Origin of the sequence: Pseudomonas emilianonis (genome assembly GCF_023072625.1) — a bacterium.
GTDB lineage: Bacteria > Pseudomonadota > Gammaproteobacteria > Pseudomonadales > Pseudomonadaceae > Aquipseudomonas > Aquipseudomonas paraveronii.
The window spans coordinates 1-17,397 of record NZ_JAKNRV010000001.1 but is presented as its reverse complement, the minus strand read 5'-3'; the positions used below and the strand labels follow the sequence as shown (position 1 = coordinate 17,397).

18 protein-coding genes are annotated in these 17,397 nt (G+C 60.6%); 11 read left to right on the top strand and 7 right to left on the bottom strand.

The genetic code is table 11. From position 1 onward, the window contains the following. Window positions 1-3 precede the first annotated feature (3 nt). The 6 genes from petA (at window position 4) to L9Z73_RS00065 (ending at window position 4,693) form a co-directional block, all read left to right on the top strand. Window positions 4-597 (top strand): ubiquinol-cytochrome c reductase iron-sulfur subunit, encoded by a 594-nt coding sequence (gene petA / locus L9Z73_RS00090; protein WP_247395492.1) that lies wholly within the window; start codon window positions 4-6, stop codon window positions 595-597. Next, window positions 597-1,808, top strand: coding sequence for a cytochrome b (locus L9Z73_RS00085; RefSeq protein WP_017845421.1), 1,212 nt, complete (start codon window positions 597-599; stop codon window positions 1,806-1,808). Before petA ends, L9Z73_RS00085 begins: the two co-directional genes overlap by 1 nt. Beyond that, window positions 1,808-2,587, top strand: coding sequence for a cytochrome c1 (locus L9Z73_RS00080; protein WP_247395491.1), 780 nt, complete (start codon window positions 1,808-1,810; stop codon window positions 2,585-2,587). The genes L9Z73_RS00085 and L9Z73_RS00080 overlap by 1 nt, the downstream gene beginning before the upstream one ends. A gap of 146 nt (window positions 2,588-2,733) precedes the next feature. Then, window positions 2,734-3,351, top strand: a complete 618-nt coding sequence (locus L9Z73_RS00075; protein WP_247395490.1) for a glutathione S-transferase N-terminal domain-containing protein — start codon at window positions 2,734-2,736, stop codon at window positions 3,349-3,351. 17 nt (window positions 3,352-3,368) lie between these two features. Next, the gene (locus L9Z73_RS00070; protein ID WP_247395489.1) at window positions 3,369-3,788 is read left to right on the top strand and encodes a ClpXP protease specificity-enhancing factor; all 420 of its coding nucleotides are present in this window, start codon (window positions 3,369-3,371) and stop codon (window positions 3,786-3,788) included. Window positions 3,789-3,946: 158 nt separating this feature from the next. Continuing rightward, complete coding sequence (locus tag L9Z73_RS00065; RefSeq protein WP_247395488.1) at window positions 3,947-4,693, top strand: FadR/GntR family transcriptional regulator; 747 nt, start codon at window positions 3,947-3,949, stop codon at window positions 4,691-4,693. Here the strand turns inward: L9Z73_RS00065 and L9Z73_RS00060 are convergent, their stop codons facing one another. Continuing rightward, window positions 4,694-4,867 carry a hypothetical protein gene (locus L9Z73_RS00060; RefSeq protein WP_247395487.1) on the bottom strand — a complete coding sequence of 58 codons (174 nt, stop codon included), beginning with the start codon at window positions 4,865-4,867 and terminating at the stop codon, window positions 4,694-4,696. 48 nt (window positions 4,868-4,915) lie between these two features. Continuing rightward, window positions 4,916-6,070 carry a phospholipase gene (locus tag L9Z73_RS00055; protein ID WP_247395486.1) on the bottom strand — a complete coding sequence of 385 codons (1,155 nt, stop codon included), beginning with the start codon at window positions 6,068-6,070 and terminating at the stop codon, window positions 4,916-4,918. Window positions 6,071-6,302: 232 nt separating this feature from the next. On the opposite strand from L9Z73_RS00055, the gene kdgD reads away from it, so the two are divergent. The 5 genes from kdgD (at window position 6,303) to L9Z73_RS00030 (ending at window position 12,902) form a co-directional block, all read left to right on the top strand. Further along, a complete protein-coding gene (gene kdgD / locus L9Z73_RS00050; RefSeq protein WP_247395485.1) occupies window positions 6,303-7,214 on the top strand; it encodes a 5-dehydro-4-deoxyglucarate dehydratase in 912 nt (303 codons plus the stop codon). A gap of 54 nt (window positions 7,215-7,268) precedes the next feature. Further along, on the top strand, window positions 7,269-8,714 hold the full coding sequence (locus L9Z73_RS00045; RefSeq protein ID WP_247395484.1) for an aldehyde dehydrogenase family protein: 1,446 nt from the start codon (window positions 7,269-7,271) through the stop codon (window positions 8,712-8,714). Between the two features lie 100 nt (window positions 8,715-8,814). Next, window positions 8,815-10,179: an MFS transporter gene (locus tag L9Z73_RS00040; protein ID WP_247395483.1), complete on the top strand. Its 1,365-nt coding sequence runs from the start codon at window positions 8,815-8,817 to the stop codon at window positions 10,177-10,179. Between the two features lie 12 nt (window positions 10,180-10,191). Further along, on the top strand, window positions 10,192-11,745 hold the full coding sequence (gene garD / locus L9Z73_RS00035) for a galactarate dehydratase (protein WP_247395482.1): 1,554 nt from the start codon (window positions 10,192-10,194) through the stop codon (window positions 11,743-11,745). Between the two features lie 215 nt (window positions 11,746-11,960). Beyond that, a complete protein-coding gene (locus tag L9Z73_RS00030; protein WP_247395481.1) occupies window positions 11,961-12,902 on the top strand; it encodes an AEC family transporter in 942 nt (313 codons plus the stop codon). A gap of 23 nt (window positions 12,903-12,925) precedes the next feature. Here the strand turns inward: L9Z73_RS00030 and L9Z73_RS00025 are convergent, their stop codons facing one another. The 5 genes from L9Z73_RS00025 to L9Z73_RS00005 all read right to left on the bottom strand — a co-directional run. After that, entirely contained in the window at window positions 12,926-13,309 is a 384-nt protein-coding gene (locus L9Z73_RS00025; protein ID WP_247395480.1) for a carboxymuconolactone decarboxylase family protein, read from the bottom strand. Then, window positions 13,306-14,352, bottom strand: coding sequence for a calcium/sodium antiporter (locus L9Z73_RS00020; protein WP_247395479.1), 1,047 nt, complete (start codon window positions 14,350-14,352; stop codon window positions 13,306-13,308). The genes L9Z73_RS00025 and L9Z73_RS00020 overlap by 4 nt, the downstream gene beginning before the upstream one ends. A 58-nt stretch (window positions 14,353-14,410) precedes the next feature. Beyond that, entirely contained in the window at window positions 14,411-14,782 is a 372-nt protein-coding gene (locus L9Z73_RS00015; protein WP_247395478.1) for a septal ring lytic transglycosylase RlpA family protein, read from the bottom strand. Between the two features lie 159 nt (window positions 14,783-14,941). Then, the gene (gene gatB, locus L9Z73_RS00010; protein ID WP_247395477.1) at window positions 14,942-16,387 is read right to left on the bottom strand and encodes an Asp-tRNA(Asn)/Glu-tRNA(Gln) amidotransferase subunit GatB; all 1,446 of its coding nucleotides are present in this window, start codon (window positions 16,385-16,387) and stop codon (window positions 14,942-14,944) included. A 10-nt stretch (window positions 16,388-16,397) separates the two neighbouring features. Further along, the coding region (locus tag L9Z73_RS00005; RefSeq protein ID WP_247395476.1) for an amidase at window positions 16,398-17,397 on the bottom strand (1,000 nt) is incomplete at its 5' end.

Here is a 17,397-nt window from a genome sequence, read left to right as displayed (position 1 = left end):
TGAATGAGCAATGACGGCGTGAATGCAGGCCGGCGTCGCTTCTTGGTAGCAGCCACATCCGTGGTGGGTGCTGCAGGAGCGGTGGGGGCTGCGGTCCCGTTCGTGGGGTCATGGTTTCCCAGTGCCAAGGCGAAAGCCGCAGGTGCACCGGTGAAAGTGAATATTGGCAAGATTGAGCCAGGCCAGCAGATGATTGCTGAGTGGCGCGGTCAGCCGGTCTTCATTGTTCGTCGAACGGAGGAAATCCTGGGAAATCTGAAAAAGATCGAAGGCCAGTTGTCTGACCCGAAATCTGAGTTTTCCGACCAACCCGCCTACGCCAAAAACGAAGCACGTTCGATCAAGCCAGAGATTCTGCTGCTGGTCGGTCTGTGTACCCACTTGGGATGCTCACCTACTTTCCGCCCTGAAGTGGCGCCAGTCGACCTGGGCAAGGATTGGGTCGGCGGGTATTTCTGCCCCTGCCACGGTTCGCACTACGACCTGGCCGGCCGCGTCTACAAATCGCAACCTGCTCCACTGAACCTGCCCGTGCCTCCGCATAACTACGAATCTGACGACATCATTGTCATTGGCCTCGATAAGGAGAACGCGTGATGAGTAAGTTCATGGATTGGGTCGATGCGCGCTTCCCCGCCACTAAAATGTGGGAAGACCATCTCAGCAAGTATTACGCGCCAAAAAACTTCAACTTCTTCTACTTCTTCGGCTCCCTGGCACTGCTGGTGCTGGTCAATCAGATCGTCACCGGCGTCTGGCTGACCATGAGCTACACCCCGTCGGCGGAGGAGGCGTTCGCTTCCGTCGAATACATCATGCGTGACGTCGAGTACGGCTCGATCCTGCGCCTGCTGCACTCCACCGGCGCCTCGGCGTTCTTCATCGTGGTCTACCTGCATATGTTCCGTGGTTTGCTCTACGGTTCGTACCAGAAGCCGCGTGAGCTGGTGTGGGTGTTCGGCATGCTGATCTACCTGGCGCTGATGGCTGAAGCCTTCATGGGCTACCTGCTGCCGTGGGGCCAGATGTCGTACTGGGGCGCCCAGGTGATCATCTCGCTGTTCGGCGCGATCCCGGTGATCGGCAACGACCTGACCCAGTGGATTCGTGGTGACTACCTGATCTCGGGCATCACCCTGAACCGCTTCTTCGCGTTGCACGTGGTGGCCTTGCCGATCGTGATTCTCGGTTTGGTGGTGCTGCACATCCTGGCGCTGCACGAAGTGGGTTCGAACAACCCTGATGGTGTGGACATCAAGAAGCACAAGGACGAGAACGGCATCCCGCTGGATGGCATTCCGTTCCACCCGTACTACACCGTAAAAGATATTGTCGGTGTCGTCGTGTTCCTGTTCGTGTTCTGCTCGATCGTGTTCTTTTTCCCGGAGATGGGTGGTTATTTCCTGGAAAAACCTAACTTTGAGCAGGCCAACGCCTTCAAGACGCCTGTGCATATTGCCCCGGTCTGGTACTTCACGCCGTTCTACGCGATCTTGCGGGCGATCCCCGACAAGCTCATGGGCGTGATCGCCATGGGCGCGGCCATCGCGGTGCTGTTCGTGCTGCCGTGGCTCGACCGAAGCCCGGTCAAGTCCATGCGCTACAAGGGCTGGCTGAGCAAGATCTGGCTGTGGGTGTTCTGCATTGCGTTCGTGATCCTGGGTGTACTGGGTGTACTGGCGCCGACTCCTGAGCGCACGTTGCTGTCGCAGGTCTGCACCTTCCTGTACTTCGCCTACTTCATTCTGATGCCGTTCTACACCCGGCTTGAGAAGACCAAACCGGTTCCGGAAAGGGTGACTGGCTGATGAAAAAATTATTCGTTGCATTGATGCTTGCGGCGCTGCCGCTACTGTCCTTCGCTGCCGAGCAAGGCCCTGAGTTGGAAAAAGTCGCTATCGACGTGTCTGACAAAGCGGCCATGCAGGACGGCGCTCGCACATTCGCCAACTATTGCATGGGGTGCCACAGCGCCAAGTTCCAGCGATACGAGCGCGTGGCCGATGACTTGGGCATTCCGCACGAGGTGATGCTCAATAAGCTGGTGTTCACCGGCGCCAAGATTGGCGACCACATGAACATCGGCATGCAAACGGCGGACGCCAAGAACTGGTTCGGCGCTGCGCCGCCCGACCTGACCCTGGTGGCGCGGGTTCGCGGCACCGATTGGCTCTACGGCTACCTGAAATCCTTCTATGAAGACCCTGCACGTCCATGGGGCGTGAACAACGTGGTGTTCCCGAACGTCGGTATGCCTAACGTTCTGGTCGGCCTGCAGGGTCGCCAAGTGATAGGATGCAAGCAGGTTCAGGTAGTAGATGGCGGCAAGAAGCAATTTGACCCGTTGACCGGCACGCCGCTGACACATGAAGCGTGCGATCAACTGACCATCGTGCCCAAGTCCGGCGCGCTGAACGAAGAGCAGTTCGACGAGAAGGTCAAGAATCTCGTGACCTTCCTGGCCTACTCGGCCAACCCGGTCAAACTGCAGCACCAGCGCATTGGTACGTATGTCTTGCTGTACCTGGCTTTCTTCTTCGTATTCGCTTATCTGCTCAAGCGCGAATACTGGAAGGATGTGCATTGATCCAACCGTAAGCAATTGCTGTTAATCTTGCGCGCCCAGCGGCATCTCTAACCCGTAGCGACCTGGTCATCAGGTACTACTGAGATGCTCTCTGGGCGCGCTCGTTTTTGAGCTTTCGATAATTTCAACAAGCGAGGAGGACCGCCATGGGCGTGACCAATCGGTTGGCCTGTTACTCCGACCCCGCCGACCACTATTCCCACCGAGTACGCATCGTGCTCGCAGAGAAGGGTGTCAGCGCCGAGATCATCAGTGTGGAGGTGGGTCGTCACCCGCCGAAACTGATCGAAGTGAACCCTTACGGCAGCTTGCCCACCCTGGTCGATCGTGACCTGGCGTTGTGGGAGTCAACCGTGGTGATGGAATATCTGGATGAGCGTTACCCGCATCCGCCTTTGCTGCCGGTGTACCCGGTGGCGCGTGCCAACAGCCGCCTGCTGATCCATCGGATTCAGCGCGACTGGTGTGGGCTGGTGGATTTGATTCTGGATTCGCGCAGCAAAGAGGCGGCCCGTGTCGTGGCGCGCAAGGAATTGCGCGAGAGCCTGACGGGTGTTTCGCCACTGTTCGCCGACAAGCCTTTTTTCCTCAGCGAGGAACAAAGCCTGGTGGATTGCTGCCTATTACCCATACTCTGGCGCTTGCCGATTTTGGGCATTGAACTGCCGCGGCCGGCCAAGCCGCTGCTTGATTACATGGAGCGCCAGTTTGCGCGTGAGGCTTTCCAGACGAGTCTGTCTGGTGTCGAACGCGATATGCGCTAAGGCTTAAGGAGCCGTTGATGAACTCCAGTCGACCCTACCTGGTTCGCGCGCTCTATGAGTGGATTGTGGACAACGATTGCACCCCGCACATGCTGGTCAATTCCGAGTTTCCTGCGGTTCAGGTTCCGCAGGGTTTTGCCAGTGACGGGCAGATTGTGCTGAACGTATCGCCGAGTGCGGTGCGCCACCTGCACATGGACAACGAAGCCGTCAGCTTCGAAGGGCGTTTCGGCGGTGTGCCGCATACGCTGTACGTGCCGATTGGCGCCATCCTCGGGATTTACGCCCGGGAAAATGGTCAAGGCATGGTGTTCGATCTGGAGTCGCCTTTCGAGGATGACGACGCGATCGAAGGGGAAGACGACGATGAAGTGCCGCCACCGGATACCGAGCCACCGCGTCCAAGCGGCCGGCCCAGTCTGAAAGTGGTGAAGTAAGCGGCTGTTGCCTTCGGGCGAGCCTGAAAAATGCCTCGGCGGTTGCCGGGGCATTTTTTTGCCTGGTCGTTGTAGATGAAAGACATGCCGGGGACGGTGATCGTACAACCGCCATGGGCTATGATGCGTGTTCAGTTCACCGAGAAAGATGACCCAACATGGAAAACACCAACACCGCCCCGCGTTTTCCCCGCAAGCGCCGCAGCCTTGCCCAGGAATTGGTCACGGTGTTGTCCGAGCAGATCCGCGACGGCCAACTCAAGCGTGGTGATAAATTGCCCACCGAATCGGCGATCATGGAGGCCCATGGCGTCAGCCGCACGGTGGTGCGTGAAGCCATCTCGCGCTTGCAGGCGGCGGGACAGGTGGAAACCCGCCACGGTATCGGCACCTTTGTGTTGGACACGCCAAGCCCCAGCGGCTTTCGTATTGACCCGGCCACCGTCGTGACCCTGCGTGATGTGTTGGCGATCCTGGAACTGCGTATCAGCCTGGAAGTGGAGTCTGCGGGCCTGGCCGCGTTGCGTCGCAGCGACGAACAACTGGCCGGCATGCGAGCCGCTCTCGACGCCTTGAATGAAAGCGCCGCCCATGCCGGCGATGCGGTAGCGTCGGACTTCCAGTTCCACCTGCAGATTGCCCTGTCCACCGGCAACCGCTACTTCACCGACATCATGACTCACCTGGGCACTAGCATCATTCCGCGTACCCGCCTGAACTCGGCGCGCCTGGCCCAGGATGACCAGCAGCACTACATGAAGCGCTTGAGCCGCGAACACGAAGAAATCTATGAAGCGATCGCGCGTCAGGATTCGGACGCGGCGCGGGCGGCAATGCGCTTGCATTTGACGAACAGCCGGGAGCGGCTGCGGCATGCCCATGAAGCGGCAGAACGGGCCGAGTGATCAAAGCGGCGGTGGGCGAATGTCGGTAGGCGGCGCTGTGGTCAAGGCATCAAGCACGATCACGTTCTGCTCGATTTGCGCCGCCATGAAGATGTACTTAGCCGTTACCAGAACCCACGGGTCTGCCTGGCTCTGCGTCTGCGGATGACGGGAATGAAAAGCCTCAAGAGCCAAGGACTTGGCCCTTGAGGACAGTCATGCAGTCACGACAAACGGTACGCCTCAAGCAGGTGTATTGGGCGTGTAGTCCTTGAGCAGCAAGTACGTACTCCACCCCCACCAATCAGCGGTCCAATGCTTGTCGTTCAAGTCATTCACGTCCTTGCGCCGCAGCACCTTGTCTCCCTGCATCTTGAACAACGGCGAAAAGTTATTCGCCGGGTTCTGCGCCGCATTCAGATCCGGCACATACAGCGGCGCCTTGAAGTGGGCCGGGGAGGGCGCGACGCCGCTGATAAACGCGTCGAAGATCTCATCGGCCGACGCCTGCACGGCGCGTTGGACCTGCGCCCGGTTGGCCGCGTCGTCGGCATCGAAGTAGCGTTTATCCCCGTAGGCATGCCACTCGTCACCGACGGCATTGCGTACCTTGAGCCCGAACTTGCTGTCTTCATCGTGCATGAAGCGGCTGATCAGCGAGCCCAAATCCCCGGGCGTCACCACGGCGGCCAGTTGTTTGCGCGGCACTCGCAGGTGGCCGGCGGAAAACAGGTCGGTCAGGAAGTGATCGGCAAAACTGTTCATTGCATAGGCCAGTTCCAGCGCCTGGTCGGCGCCGCTCTGCTGGGCGATAACGGCTTGTTGCAGCGCCGCCGTATGCCCGGCCAGGTAGGCCGACAGCGCCCATTCGCCGAAGTGGTCGGCGTTGTCCGCCGCCAGCTTCAAGTAACGCCCCAGGGGAAACAGCGCCGAAACCACACTGCCACCGCCGGTGATGCGGTTCCACTCCTCGGACAACGTATCACCGAGCGCGGCGTAGGCGTCGTGGGGTGATTGGCCGTCCTTGATCGCCTGGTTGACCGCGTTGATCTCCTTTTGCATCACCGCCAGGATCTTCGGTGCTTCCTCCCGTGACGCCGGCAGCACCGCCAGCGAGTTGAATGCGGCGCTAAAGCGTTGCACGCGCTCGGCAGGGGAGGTGCCATCACTGATGGGTTGGCCGGGAATGCCATAGAAGTCACCGCCCAGGGCGATCACTTGACCATAGGTCAGCGCCAGGCCGTTGGGCAGGTGCAGTTCGACGTGTTGGGCGGCAATCGCCGGGGCGTCCTTGGCGAAGCGCAACAGCGTGTCATCGCCGATGGCAGTGTGTTCAGCGCCTTCGAAACGCAGGGTGGGTAGGTTTTTTTCGGGTGCTGCGAGTTCAAGACCGGACATGTTAGCTCCTTGCTATGTCGTAGGAATCTTCCTTTTTTACTGTATGCATATACAGTTATTCGAGCATAGAGGAAAAAAATCCTACGTCAACACGCGCTGTCTCAACGGGCGGTTCGATGAACATCGATGAATTGCAGTTGACGAAATATTTTATAGTTGTACGATGACGTATGACATAACCAGAACCAACAATAACCTCTCGATAGAAAGTCTTTGCCAGGGTGTTCGAATAATGAATCCACAAGAACTGAAGTCCATCCTCTCCCACGGTCTGCTGTCTTTCCCCGTGACCGATTTCAACGCACAAGGTGATTTCCATCAGGCCGGCTATATCAAGCGTCTGGAGTGGCTAGCCCCCTACGGTGCCACTGCGCTGTTCGCTGCCGGCGGCACCGGTGAGTTTTTCTCCCTGGCCGCCAGCGAATATTCCCAGGTTGTGAAGACGGCAGTGGATACCTGCGCCACCAGCGTGCCGATCCTCGCCGGTGTCGGCGGTTCGACCCGTCAGGCCATCGAATACGCTCAGGAAGCCGAGCGCCTCGGGGCCAAAGGCTTGCTGCTGCTGCCGCACTACCTGACCGAAGCCAGCCAGGACGGGGTTGCCGCCCACGTGGAAGCGGTGTGCAAGTCGGTCAAGATCGGCGTGGTTGTCTACAACCGCAACGTCTGCCGCCTGACTGCGCCCTTGCTGGAGCGCCTGGCCGAACGTTGCCCGAACCTGATCGGCTACAAGGACGGCCTGGGTGATATCGAATTGATGGTGTCGATCCGCCGTCGTCTGGGCGACCGTTTCAGCTACCTGGGTGGCTTGCCGACCGCAGAGGTTTACGCCGCTGCCTACAAGGCACTGGGCGTGCCGGTGTACTCCTCGGCGGTGTTCAACTTCATCCCGAAAACCGCGATGGACTTCTATCACGCCATCGCCCGCGACGATCACGCCACTGTCGGCAAGATCATCGATGACTTCTTCCTGCCGTACCTGGACATCCGTAACCGCAAGGCCGGCTATGCGGTGAGCATCGTCAAGGCCGGCGCCAAAATCGTCGGCTACGACGCAGGCCCGGTACGCACGCCACTGACCGAGCTGCTGCCGGAAGAATACGAAGCCCTGGCCGCGCTGATCGACAAGCAAGGTCCGCAATAACTTATCTATAAGGCCGCTGAGCAATCAGCGGCCTTTTGCGTCAGGAGAAGATTCGTGTCCCAAGCCAAACGTTTTGAGAACTACATCAACGGTCAATGGGTGGCCGGCGCTGATTATTGCGTCAACCTCAACCCGTCGGAGTTGTCCGATGTCGTCGGCGAATATGCCAAGGCGGATGTCGCCCAGGTCAACGCCGCCATCGATGCTGCCCGTGCTGCGTTCCCGGCCTGGTCCACTTCCGGCATCCAGGCCCGCCATGACGCGCTGGATAAAGTCGGCAGCGAAATCCTCGCCCGCCGCGAAGAGCTTGGCACGCTGCTGGCTCGGGAAGAGGGCAAGACCCTGCCTGAAGCTATTGGCGAAGTGACCCGCGCCGGGAATATTTTCAAGTTCTTCGCCGGTGAGTGCCTGCGCCTATCCGGCGACTACGTGCCGTCGGTGCGGCCGGGCGTCAATGTCGAAGTCACCCGCGAAGCCCTCGGCGTGGTCGGCCTGATCACCCCGTGGAACTTCCCGATCGCCATCCCCGCGTGGAAAATCGCCCCGGCCCTGGCCTACGGCAACTGCGTGGTGATCAAGCCGGCGGAGCTGGTGCCGGGCTGCGCCTGGGCCCTGGCGGAAATCATCTCCCGCGCCGGTTTCCCCGCCGGTGTGTTCAACCTGGTGATGGGCAGCGGGCGTGTGGTCGGCGAGGTGTTGGTCAACAGCCCGAAAGTCGACGGCATCAGCTTCACCGGCTCGGTCGGTGTGGGGCGTCAGATCGCGGTCAGTTGTGTGTCGCGCCAAGCCAAGGTGCAGTTGGAAATGGGCGGCAAGAACCCGCAGATCATTCTCGATGACGCCGACCTCAAGCAGGCCGTCGAGTTATCGGTGCAGAGCGCATTCTATTCCACCGGCCAACGTTGCACCGCCTCCAGCCGCTTGATCGTGACGGCCGGCATTCATGACCAGTTCGTCGCGGCCATGGCCGAGCGCATGAAGTCGATCAAGGTCGGCCATGCGTTGAAAAGCGGCACCGACATCGGCCCGGTCGTCTCCCAGGCCCAGTTGGACCAGGACTTGAAATACATCGACATCGGCCAGAGCGAAGGTGCGCGGCTGGTGAGCGGTGGCGGCCTGGTGACCTGCGACACCGAGGGCTACTACCTGGCGCCGACGCTGTTTGCCGACAGTGAAGCCGCCATGCGGATCAGCCGTGAAGAGATCTTCGGCCCGGTGGCCAACGTGGTGCGCGTGACGGACTACGAGGCGGCGCTGGCCATGGCTAACGACACCGAGTTCGGTTTGTCGGCGGGTATTGCCACCACCTCGCTCAAATACGCCAACCACTTCAAGCGCCACTCCCAGGCCGGGATGGTGATGGTCAACCTGCCGACGGCTGGCGTGGACTATCACGTTCCGTTCGGCGGCCGTAAGGGCTCATCCTATGGTTCGCGTGAGCAAGGTCGCTATGCGCAAGAGTTCTACACCGTGGTGAAAACCAGCTACATCGGCTCGTAACACGCAGCACCCAGTGGTCACCGGCTTGTGTCGGCGCCGGTGACCACTGGACAAAACACGCATTACCCGCAAAAAAAATAATTAGTGGGAGTACTTCTACATGCAAGCGACCAAGCCGACCCATGTCCGCTATTTGATCCTGCTCATGCTGTTCCTGGTGACTACGATCAATTACGCCGACCGGGCCACCATCGCGATAGCGGGTTCCAGCCTGCAAAAAGACCTCGGCATCGACGCGGTCACCCTCGGTTACATCTTCTCTGCATTCGGTTGGGCCTACGTGGCCGGGCAAATTCCCGGCGGCTGGCTGCTCGATCGGTTCGGCTCGAAAAAAGTCTATGCCCTGAGCATTTTCACCTGGTCACTGTTCACCGTGCTGCAAGGCTACGTCGGTGAGTTCGGTATCTCCACGGCGGTCGTGGCGCTGTTTATGCTGCGCTTTATGGTCGGCCTGGCCGAAGCGCCGTCCTTCCCGGGTAATGCACGGATTGTGGCCGCCTGGTTCCCCACCGCTGAACGCGGTACGGCCTCGGCGATCTTCAACTCGGCGCAGTACTTCGCCACGGTGCTGTTCGCGCCGCTGATGGGCTGGATCGTCTACAGCTTCGGCTGGCAGCACGTGTTTATCGTGATGGGCGTGATCGGCGTTGTTTTCTCACTGATCTGGCTGAAAGTTATCCACAGCCCGCGCCAGCACCCGATGATCAACGAAGCCGAGTTCAATCACATCGCGGCCAATGGTGCGTTGGTCGATATGGATCAGGACAAGGGCAAGGGTAAGAAAACCGACGGCCCGAAGTGGGATTACATCCGCCAGTTGCTGACCAACCGCATGATGCTCGGCGTGTACCTGGGCCAGTACTGCATCAACGGCATCACGTACTTCTTCCTGACATGGTTCCCGGTGTACCTGGTGCAGGACCGTGGCATGACCATTCTCAAGGCCGGTTTCATTGCCTCGTTGCCAGCGATATGCGGGTTTATCGGCGGTGTGTTGGGCGGGGTGATATCCGACTACCTGTTGCGCAAAGGCCATTCCCTGACCTTCGCCCGCAAGGCGCCGATCATTGGCGGCCTGCTGATCTCCAGCAGCATCGTGGCCTGCAACTATGTGGATATCGAGTGGATGGTGGTGGGCTTCATGGCTTTGGCCTTCTTTGGCAAAGGCGTTGGCGCACTGGGCTGGGCGGTGGTGTCCGACACGTCGCCGAAACAAATCGCTGGTCTCAGTGGCGGCCTGTTCAACACCTTCGGTAACCTGGCATCGATCACCACGCCGATTGTCATCGGCTACATCATCAGCACCACCGGTTCGTTCAAATGGGCGCTGGTGTTTGTCGGCGCGAATGCGCTGGTGGCGGTGTTCAGTTACCTGGTGATTGTCGGCCCGATCAAACGCGTGGTGCTCAAAGAGCCGCCAAGCCAAGGGCCCGAGTTGACCAACCTTACCCAAGCGCATTCCTGAAGGGGCCGTGTGATGCAGTTGATTGAACATGCCGACTCGCCACGCTCCATTCGTTTGCACGAGCGCGACAACGTGGTGATCGTGGTCAATGACCAGGGCGTACCGGCCGGGACCGAATTCCCGGACGGCCTGGTGACCGTGGATTTCATTCCACAAAGCCACAAAGTGACCCTTGAAGATATCCCCGAAGGCGGCCGGATTATTCGCTACGGCCAAACCATCGGCTACGCGCTGGCGCCGATCCCACGCGGCAGTTGGGTGCAGGAAGATCAACTGCGCATGCCTACCGCGCCGCCGTTGGACAGCTTGCCGCTGTCTACCGAGGTGCCTGAGGCCCAGGCACCGCTGGAAGGGTTCACCTTCGAGGGCTATCGCAATGCCGACGGTACGGTCGGCACGCGCAATATCCTCGGCATCACCACCACGGTGCAGTGCGTCACCGGTGTGCTGGACCATGCGGTCAAGCGCATCAAGGACGAATTGCTGGCCAAGTACCCGAATGTCGATGACGTGGTGGCGCTGACCCACAGCTACGGTTGTGGGGTGGCGATCACCGCGACGGATGCGTATATCCCGATCCGCACCGTGCGCAACCTGGCGCGCAACCCGAACCTGGGAGGCGAAGCCCTGGTGATCAGCCTGGGCTGCGAGAAATTGCAGGCCGGGCAGGTGATGCACGACAACGACAGCTCCGTCGACCTGAGCGAGCCGTGGTTGTATCGGCTGCAGGATTCCAGCCACGGGTTTAGCGAGATGATCGAGCAGATCATGGCGCTGGCCGAGGTGCGCCTGAAGAAACTCGACCAGCGCCGTCGGGAAACCGTGCCGGCGTCCGAGCTGATCCTGGGCATGCAGTGCGGCGGCAGTGATGCGTTTTCCGGCATCACCGCCAACCCGGCGCTGGGCTTCGCCTCGGACTTGTTGTTGCGGGCGGGGGCGACGGTGATGTTTTCCGAAGTTACCGAGGTGCGTGATGCCATCTACCTGCTGACTTCTCGTGCGCAAACCAAGGAAGTCGCCGAGGAACTGGTACGGGAAATGGACTGGTACGACCGTTATCTGGCCAAGGGCGAGGCGGATCGCAGTGCCAACACCACGCCGGGGAACAAGAAGGGCGGGTTGTCGAATATTGTCGAGAAGTCCCTGGGCTCCATCGTCAAGTCTGGCAGCAGCGCGATCAACGGGGTGCTTGGCCCGGGTGAGCGCTTCAAGGGCAAAGGCCTGATCTTTTGCGCCACGCCCGCCAGCGACTTCGTGTGCGGCACCTTGCAACTGGCGGCGGGGATGAACCTGCATGTGTTCACCACCGGGCGCGGCACGCCTTACGGGCTGGCGATGGCGCCGGTGGTGAAGGTCTCGACCCGCACGGAGCTGGCGCAGCGCTGGCCGGACCTGATCGATATCGACGCCGGGCGCATAGCCACCGGGCGCGCGACCATCGAGGAGTTGGGGTGGGAGTTGTTTCACTTCTACCTGGATGTGGCCAGCGGCAGGAAGCAGACCTGGGCGGAGCAGCACAAGCTGCATAACGACATTACGTTGTTCAACCCGGCGCCGATTACCTGAGACCGAGTCGCCTTCATCGGGGGCAAGTCGAACCGTCGCACCGCCCCTCCCACACTGAGTCTGCGTCAGACATATAATGGATGAACACCGCAGACCCTATGTGGGAGGGGCGGTGCGACGGTTCGACTTGCCCCCGATAGCGGTCTATCAGGCGCCGCTGGGCCGTATGGCTTATCATTAGCCCCCTAACGACGCTCACCAAGGTTCTCCCCGGCATGCTGGCTATCTTCCTCTCCACCCTCACCATCACCGCGCCGGTGTTTGCCATGTTGTTCCTCGGCGTGTTGCTCAAGCGCATCAACTGGATCAACGACAACTTCATCCACACCGCGTCGTCGCTGGTGTTCAACGTCACCATGCCGGCGCTGCTGTTTCTCGGCATCCTGCATGCCGACCTGCATTCGGCACTCAAGCCGGGTTTGCTGATCTACTTCGCCGTCGCCACGCTGTTGAGCTTTGCGCTGGCCTGGGGTTGGGCGATTTTCCGCTGCAAGCGTGAAGACCGGGGCATCTACACCCAGGGCGCTTTTCGCGGTAACAACGGGGTGATCGGCCTGGCACTGGCGGCCAGCATGTACGGTGATTACGGCATCTCCCTCGGCGCGATCCTCGCGGCATTGGTGATCCTGTTCTACAACACGCTGTCGACCATTGTGCTGGCGGTGTACAGCCCGGTGATCAAATCCGACCCGTGGAGCATCTGCAAAAGTGTGCTGGCCAACCCGCTGATCATCAGCGTGATTGCGGCCGCGCCGTTCGCCTATTTCCAGATCGGCTTGCCGGGCTGGCTGGAAAAATCCGCGCAGTACCTGGCCGACATGACATTACCGTTGGCGCTGATCTGCATCGGCGGCACCTTGTCGCTGGCGGCGTTGCGCAAGAGCGGCAACATGGCGTTGAGTGCGAGCTTGATGAAGATGATCTGGCTGCCGCTGGTCGCCACTCTGGGGGCGTGGTTGCTGGGGTTTCGTGGGCCGGAACTGGGGATTCTGTTCCTGTACTTCGGCGCACCGACCGCGGCCGCGAGCTTTGTGATGGCCAGGGCGGCCGAGGGCAATCATGAGCTGGCGGCGGCGATTATCGTGATCACCACCTTGATGGCGGCGGTGACCACGAATATCGGGATCTTCGTGTTGCAGGCGGGTGGCTGGATCTGAATCTTGTGATCGCTATCTGAGCGTCACTGCTTGTCTGCCTGATACGCCTCAATCACTTCCTGCGCCGCCCGAAACGCTTCGATCGCCGCCGGCACACCGGCATACACCGCGCAATGCAGCAGCGCCTCGCGAATTTCCTCCACCGTGCAGCCATTGTTCAGCGCGCCGCGCACATGGCCTTTGAGTTCCTGCGGGCACTTGAGCGCGGTGAGGGCGGCGAGGGTGATCAGGCTGCGTGTCTTCAGCGGCAAGCCGTCGCGGTTCCACACGCTGCCCCAGGCATGTTCGTTGACGAAGTCCTGCAGCGGCTGGGTGAATTCGGTAGCGTTGCCCAAGGCGCGGTCGACGAACGCATCGCCCATCACCTGACGACGCATTTCTACCCCTGGCTTTTTCTGATCGGTCATTGCGATTCCCTCTTGTGTTGGCGGCGCCAGGCTCGCAGCGTGCTGAACAACAGGAAAGCCACCAGCACTGGCAGGACGTAATACAGCATCAGTTGTTCGAGTTTGTTGGCCAACGGCATGCCGGTGGTGAATGCCATCACATGCAGCCCATACGCCAGGTACAGCCCCAGCAGCACCAGGCCTTCGGCACGGGTCACGCGGTAGCCGGAATAAAATACCGGCAGGCACAGCACCACCACGCCGAGCATCACCGGCAGGTCGAAATCCAGGGCATTGGGCGACACCGACAGCGGCGAGGGCGCTAGCAGTGCGGTCAGCCCCAGTACGCCGAGCAGGTTGAACAGGTTGCTGCCGATCACGTTACCCACGGCGATTTCCCGCTGGCCGCGCAGGGCTGCGATCAGGGAGGTGGCCAGGCACGGCAGCGAAGTGCCGACGCCGATCAGCGTCAAGCCGATGATGCGCTCCGACAGGCCCAGATCGCCCGCCACATCCACCGCCGCACCCAACAACAAATGCCCGGCCAGCACCAGCACCAGCAATCCGCCGAACATCAGCAATACGCTGCTCAGCCAGGGCGCCTTGGCCACGGTGTCCAGCGTGCGCGGGCGACGTGAATGGCGGGTCTGGTAGTGCAGCACGCCGAGGTAGGCCAGCAAGGCCACCAGCAGCAGCGAACCGTCGACCGGCGTCAGTTCTTCATTGGCCGCCAGGGTAAATACCAGCAGGCCGGCGAGGATCATCACCGGGATATCCAGGCGCACCAGTTGCCGCGAGACCCGCAGCGGAACGATCAGCGCCGACAGGCCCAGGGTGACGAGGATGTTGAAAATGCTGCTGCCGATCACGCTGCCCACCGCAATGTCGGTGTTGCCGGCCAGGGTGGCTTGCAGGCTGACGGTCATCTGCGGCGCACTGCTGCCGAAGGCGACGATCGTCAGGCCAATGATCAACGGCCGGACCTTGAGGCTGGCAGCCAGGCGCACGGCGGCGCGCACCAGGATTTCGGCGCCGACGATCAGCAACACCAGGCCGCTGATCAATTCGATCAGGCTCCAGGGCGAGAGGGCGGTTAATCCGTAAATGGCCAGGGCTCCGTCTTCAATTGCTCAGGGCTTGCACACGCACCCGCGCGGTGCCGCTGCCCAGCATGCCCAGTTGCGCGGCGGCCTGGCGTGACAGATCGATCAGTCGTCCACGGGTGTGCGGGCCGCGATCGTTGATGCGCACCACCACGGATTTGTCGGTATCGAGATTGGTCACCTTGACCTGCGTGCCAAAAGGCAGGCGCCGATGGGCGGCGGTCAGGGCGTTTTGGTTGAAGGGTTCACCGCTGGCGGTTTTTTTGCCATGGTGCTTGGCGCCGTAATAGGAGGCGGTGCCGGTTTCGTCGTAGCCGTTGGGGTCGATGAGGCCGCTGGCGCAACCGGCCAGTAAAGAGAACAGGGCTAAAAGGCCAAGTAAGCGCTTCATTATCAAGGTGCCCTCATCACAAATGTGGGAGGGGGCTTGCCCCCGATAGCGGAGTGTCAGTCACTACTGTTTTGACTGAATCACCGCTATCGGGAGCAAGCCCCCTCCCACAGGAGGTCCGAGTCGAGCATGAAATCTCACTCGGACCGTTCACCGCTATCAGCCTTCGAGCTTGCTTTTCAGCAGTTCGTTCACCTGTTGCGGGTTGGCCTTGCCTTTGGAGGCTTTCATGGCCTGGCCGACAAAGAAGCCGAACATCTTGCCGCGCTTGGCTTCGTCTGCCGCGCGGTATTGTTCGACCTGTTCCGCGTTGGCCGCGAGCATTTCATCGAGCACGGCGGAGATGGCGCCGCTGTCGGTGACTTGCTTGAGGCCACGCTTGTCGATGATCTCATCGGCATTGCCTTCACCGCTGGCCATGGCTTCGAACACGGTCTTGGCAATTTTGCCGGAGATGGTGTTGTCTTTGATGCGCAGCAGCATGCCGCCCAACTGCTCGGCCGAGACTGGCGCTTCGTCGATTTCCAGGCCCTGTTTGTTCAACAGGCTGCCCAGCTCCACCATCACCCAGTTGGCCGCCAGCTTGGCGTCCCCGGCGATGCTCACGACTTTTTCGAAGTAGTCGGCTTGCTCACGGCTCGAAGCCAGGACGCTGGCGTCATAGACCGACAGGCCGAACTGCGCCTGGAAGCGCTCGCGTTTCTGCGGCGGCAATTCCGGCAGGGTGGCGCGGACGTCATCGAGGAACGAATCTTCGATGACTACCGGCAACAGGTCCGGGTCGGGGAAGTAACGGTAGTCGTTGGCTTCCTCTTTGCTGCGCATGGCGCGGGTTTCGTCTTTGTTCGGATCGTACAGGCGGGTTTGCTGGATCACCTTGCCGCCGTCTTCGATCAGTTCAATCTGGCGACGCACTTCGGTGTTGATCGCCTTCTCGATGAAACGGAACGAGTTGACGTTCTTGATCTCGCAGCGGGTGCCGTACTCGACCTGGCCCTTTGGCCGGACCGACACGTTGCAGTCGCAGCGCAGCGAGCCTTCGGCCATGTTGCCATCGCAAATGCCCAGGTAACGCACCAGCGCGTGGATCGTCTTGACGTAGGCCACGGCTTCCTTGGCGTTGCGCATGTCCGGCTCGGACACGATCTCCAGCAGCGGCGTGCCGGCGCGGTTCAGGTCGATACCGGTGGCACCGTTGAACTCTTCATGCAGGCTCTTGCCGGCGTCTTCTTCCAGGTGCGCGCGGGTCACACCGACACGCTTGATGGTGCCGTCTTCCAGCGGGATGTCCAGGTAGCCCTTGCCGACAATCGGCAACTCCATCTGGCTGATCTGGTAGCCCTTGGGCAGGTCCGGGTAGAAGTAGTTCTTGCGTGCGAACACGTTGTGCTGGCCGATCTCGGCGTCAATCGCCAGGCCGAACATCACCGCCATGCGCACCGCTTCCTGGTTCAGCACCGGCAACACACCGGGCATGCCCAGGTCTACCAGGCTCGCCTGGGTGTTGGGTTCTGCGCCGAACGTGGTGGCACTACCGGAGAAAATCTTCGATTGGGTGGCGAGCTGGGTATGAATCTCCAGCCCGATCACAACTTCCCATTGCATAGTGTTCTCCTCAGAAGCCGGTAGGGGTGCGGGTGTGCCAGTCAGTGTTCAACTGGTACTGGTGCGCCACATTGAGCAGGCGGCCTTCCTGGAAATACGGGGCAAGCAATTGCACGCCGACCGGCAGGCCATCGACGAAACCGGCGGGCATGGACAAGCCCGGCAAGCCCGCGAGGTTGGCGGTGATGGTGTACAGGTCTTCCAGGTACTCGGCGATCGGGTCGCCGGTCTTGGCGCCGATCTTCCAGGCCGGGTTCGGCGTGGTTGGGCCGAGGATCACGTCGACTTCTTCAAAGGCCGCCATGAAGTCGTTCTTGATCAGGCGACGGATTTTTTGCGCCTTGAGGTAGTACGCGTCGTAGTAACCGGCCGACAGGGCGTAGGCACCGACCATGATCCGGCGCTGCACTTCGACACCGAAGCCTTCGCCACGGGAGCGTTTATACAGGTCGTTGAGGTCTTTCGGGTTTTCGCAGCGATAGCCGAAACGCACGCCGTCGAACCGCGACAGGTTGGAGGACGCTTCGGCCGGGGCGATCACGTAGTACGCCGGAATCGCGTGCTGGTTGTTCGGCAGGCTGATGGACTTGATCACGGCGCCGAGCTTTTCCAGCTCCTTGACGCTGTTGTGGACCAGTTCGGCGATACGCGGGTCGAGGCCGGCGCTGAAATACTCTTTTGGCACGCCGATGCGCAGGCCTTTGAGCGAGGTGTTGAGGCTGGCGCTGTAGTCCGGCACCGGCTCATCGATGCAGGTGGAGTCCTTTGCGTCGAAGCCTGCCATACCTTGTAACAATATTGCGCAGTCTTCGGCGGTGCGTGCCAGTGTGCCGCCCTGATCGAGGCTGGAGGCATAGGCGATCATGCCCCAGCGGGACACGCGACCGTAGGTCGGCTTCATCCCGGTGAGGTTGGTGAAACGCGGCAGTTTGCGGATCACTTCGCCGGTCAACGGGTCGAAGGCCGACAGGCTCTCGACTTCATCGTCGAACAACTCGATACGGATCGCT